The 3,523-nt window shown below is 58.5% G+C and carries 5 protein-coding genes and 1 pseudogene; 3 read left to right on the top strand and 3 right to left on the bottom strand.

Annotated elements, in window-relative coordinates; genetic code table 11:
• Positions 1–275 (bottom strand): annotated as a pseudogene (locus DBR24_RS20115) (shikimate 5-dehydrogenase); the annotation flags it as partial.
• 256 nt (positions 276–531) lie between these two features.
• Here DBR24_RS20115 and DBR24_RS20110 point away from each other — a divergent pair.
• From DBR24_RS20110 to DBR24_RS20100, 3 genes are all read left to right on the top strand, one after another.
• A complete protein-coding gene (locus tag DBR24_RS20110) occupies positions 532–882 on the top strand; it encodes a hypothetical protein (protein WP_093434008.1) in 351 nt (116 codons plus the stop codon).
• A 233-nt stretch (positions 883–1,115) separates the two neighbouring features.
• Entirely contained in the window at positions 1,116–1,310 is a 195-nt protein-coding gene (locus DBR24_RS20105; RefSeq protein WP_128615632.1) for a hypothetical protein, read from the top strand.
• A 101-nt stretch (positions 1,311–1,411) separates the two neighbouring features.
• Entirely contained in the window at positions 1,412–1,594 is a 183-nt protein-coding gene (locus tag DBR24_RS20100) for a hypothetical protein (protein WP_123462298.1), read from the top strand.
• Here the strand turns inward: DBR24_RS20100 and DBR24_RS20095 are convergent.
• Complete coding sequence (locus DBR24_RS20095; RefSeq protein ID WP_123462297.1) at positions 1,591–2,652, bottom strand: AI-2E family transporter; 1,062 nt, start codon at positions 2,650–2,652, stop codon at positions 1,591–1,593. The genes DBR24_RS20100 and DBR24_RS20095 overlap by 4 nt on opposite strands.
• A 112-nt stretch (positions 2,653–2,764) precedes the next feature.
• Positions 2,765–3,451: a cysteine hydrolase family protein gene (locus DBR24_RS20090; protein ID WP_128615631.1), complete on the bottom strand. Its 687-nt coding sequence runs from the start codon at positions 3,449–3,451 to the stop codon at positions 2,765–2,767.
• Between the last annotated feature and the right edge of the window lie 72 nt (positions 3,452–3,523).

The following is a 3,523-nucleotide window of genomic DNA, read 5'->3' as shown; positions in this document are numbered from 1 at the left end:
GTGTTGATCGACTGGATCGCCGCCGCCGACGCGTCCAGCTCATCGACCAATGCGATGCAGGCTTCCTTGAACGGCATCGACACGCCGCAACCGCGAATGCCCAAGGCGCGAATGCCGCCGACTGCGCCGGGCAGGTCCTGGCTGCTGAACGCCTTGTAGTAGAAGTTCAGGCCCAACTGCTCATACAAATGATTATGAAAACGCAGACCGAAATTCCCCGGCCGGCCGGACAGGGACATGCACAGCTGGGTGTCTTTGTTCGGGTTCATCTGCATGAATTTTCTCCTTCAAACGCACTTTCGGATGGACGGGATTAGCCAGCCCATCAGGTTCTGAACGATCATAGCGGCCTGTTTTAAACGTGTGCCGTGGCCAGCGCATGGCCCAGTAAAGAAGCCGGTACAGACCTTACACAAAATTTACCCAACGGCTGTGCTGATTTTCCGAATTTCGCTGTCTTAGAGATATCCCCGCGACAACTGTGGGCCTGGTGCAGGCCCCGATGCCGGGTTGAAGAACCGAGGAATTATCATGATTCGTAAACTCCCTATCGTCGCCCTGCTGATCGGTGCCTTTGCTGTCACAGGGCAAGCAGAAGCCCATGGCGGTGGCTGGCAGGGGCCGGCAGTGTTTGGCGCAATCGTCGGCTCGGCCATCATCGGTTCGGCGCTTATCAACCAGGATCGCCCGGTTTATGTGCAACAGGCGCCGGTGTATGCGCCGCCACCGGTCTATGTGCAGCAACCACCGCCACCGGTCTACTACCAGCCAGCGCCGGTGTATGTGCAACAACCGGTGTACGTGCAACCGGCTCCGGTGTATTACGGCCCGCCGCGTGGCTATTACGGTCGCCCGCACTATTACGGTGGCCCACGCTGGTAACCGAAAACAAAGAGCCCCGCTTTATAGAGCGGGGCTTTTTTATGACCGCCGGTCGGCCAGGGTCTGAAAAAATCTCGCCAAGGTCGCTGTGGAGACAGTCTCACCCGCTAAAGTCGGCATGATGGTTGCGAGCGTTATGGTCTTTTGCACACAACGGTCATCTTTTTGTCATGACGGAACCGCAATCTGAATCCGTCCGCAAACAACAGGTTGATAAGAACAAGGACGATTACATGCCTACACAAAACCCGCACCGCATTGTCGGCCTCTGCACCTCCAGCAAGGTGTACAGCGCCCTGACCGAGCTCAAGCACCTGGAAGGTCACCGTTGTGCCAAGTTTCTCTCGCTACTGACGGAGAACCTCGTGCACAAGTCCTTGCTCAACGAGCGCGAGGTCATGCACATGCTCGATCAAGTGGTCGATTGATCAGCCCTCAACGGCATCAATGACTACTATCGAAAGCGTTGATTGTCCCTGCAACCGTTGAATCCCTAAGGTAGCCCCATCGTTTGATGGAGGTCCTTGTCATGGCTCAGGTTCAAATCATGTCCGTTATCGGCAGCGCCGTTCCCGCCGCGCTCAGAGCGTCGGGCCTGCTCGCCTGCTGGTATCTGGTGCGCGATGGCGAGCCGATCAGCGGCCCGCTCACCTCGTTGCCGGCGGCGCAGGCCTTGTCGCAGAAAATCGTTGGCGAGCCGTTTCAAGCCTAAGGCAGCTGGACTTTCGGTTTGGTCTCGATGAACAGCGCCCAACTGGACATGAACAGGGCCGCGATCAACGGGCCAATGACAAAGCCGTTGAGGCCGAACACCGCGAGGCCACCAAGGGTCGAGATCAGGATCAAGTAATCGGGCATACGCGTGTCCTTGCCCACCAGAATCGGGCGCAGCACGTTGTCGACCAAGCCGATCACAAACACCCCGAACAACGCCAGCACCACGCCTTGCCAAATCATCCCGCTGAGCAGGAAATACACCGCCACCGGCGCCCAGACAATTCCCGCCCCCACCGCCGGCAACAGCGACAGAAAACCCATCAGCACGGCCCACAGCAGTGCGCTGGGGATGTCGAGAAACCAGAAAATCGCCCCGCCCAATGCGCCCTGAGTGACCGCTACCACCAGGTTGCCCTTCACCGTTGCGCGCACTACCCGGTTGAACTTCAACTGCAAACGCCGTTTGTGACTCTCTTCCAGCGGTACGGCGGTACGCACCTTGCGCACCAGCTCGGCGCCATCGCGCAGAAAGAAAAACAGCAGGTACAGCATGATGCCGAAGCTGACCACGAACTCGAACGTGCCCTGACCGAAACTGAAGGCCTGAGTGGCCAGTACCTGACTGCCCTGCATCGACGCCTTGACGATTTTCTCGCGCAGACCGTTGAGTTCGCCCATGCCGAAGCGATCAAGCAAATGCTGAAAGTAAGGCGGCAGACTGTGTTTGAACTGCGCCAGATAGGCGCCGATGTCCAGTTGGCCGCTTTCGATGTTGTTGTACAGCGTCGCGCCTTCCTGGACCAATAACACGCTGAGGATGATGACCGGCAGAATCGCAATGATCAGGCAAATGCCCAGGGTGCACAAAGCAGTCAGGTTGCGTTGCCAGCCGAATTTCTGCTGTAACCGGCGTTGCATCGGCGCAAACAGGATGCCGAGGATCACCGCCCAGAACACCGCGCCATAAAACGGCAGCAGGATCCAGATAAACGCCACCGTGACCAGCAACAGCAGCACGGTGAGGGATTTGAATTGAAGGTTTTTTTGGTTCATGTCCGATCCATGTCAGTCAGGCGTCATGCACGCCCCGAACCTTAGTCAATCGGGGCCTGCACGAGTGCCATCTTTATTCATGGAGCATAGTTGCGGATCAGCCTGAGCCCGCTTATCGAACCGGCAAACGGACGATTTGTCCGGTGCTCAAGACATCGCCGAACGTGTCTTCGATTTCCGCCAGCGCAGCCTTGTGCAGGGAGTCCTTGTCGATGGCCGCGCCATTGGCACGGGTAATGGCGCGGGTTGCCGAGGCATCGGCGGCGACAATCACGCTGTAACCGAGCGGCACTGCATCCCGCGCGGCTCCAGCCACACAGGCGTGAGTCATCAGGCCCGAGACGATCAGCGTGTCGATGCCGGAGGTTTTCAGGCGCTGGTTCAGATCGGTGCTGGCAAATACGCTGACGGTGTTCTTTTGCAGCACGACGTCTTGCGCCCGTGGCTGCATGTCCCGGTGAAACTTCACCGTGTCGCCATCGCTTGCAAACACCGGCGAACCGGCCGGCGCAACGTGCTGCACGTGGTACACCGGAATGTGGTGGCGGTCGGCGAAAGTGATCAGCTCACGGGTTTTCGCCAGTGCAGCAGCACCGTCCGGGATCGGCAGCCTGCCGCTGAAGTATTCGTTCTGGAAATCGATCACCAGCAAGGCGGTTTTGCCCGCAGGCAATTGGCTGAGCGGAGTCGCGCCGGACATCGCCCGAAGGGTCGGCTGACTGTCGGCAACTGCGCCAGTGCTGGCCAGCACCCCGGAAAATGCACAGGCACTGAGGAAACGGCGGGTGAAGCGCTGCATGGGAATGTCCTTGCTCGGTTGAATGATGGGCAAAGGTTAAGCACTCGCCACCGGGCAGAAAACACGACAAGC

The organism is Pseudomonas sp. HMWF006 (assembly GCF_003061205.1).
In the GTDB taxonomy this organism is placed as follows: domain Bacteria; phylum Pseudomonadota; class Gammaproteobacteria; order Pseudomonadales; family Pseudomonadaceae; genus Aquipseudomonas; species Aquipseudomonas monsensis.
This window is presented reverse-complemented; position numbering and strand designations above follow the sequence as displayed.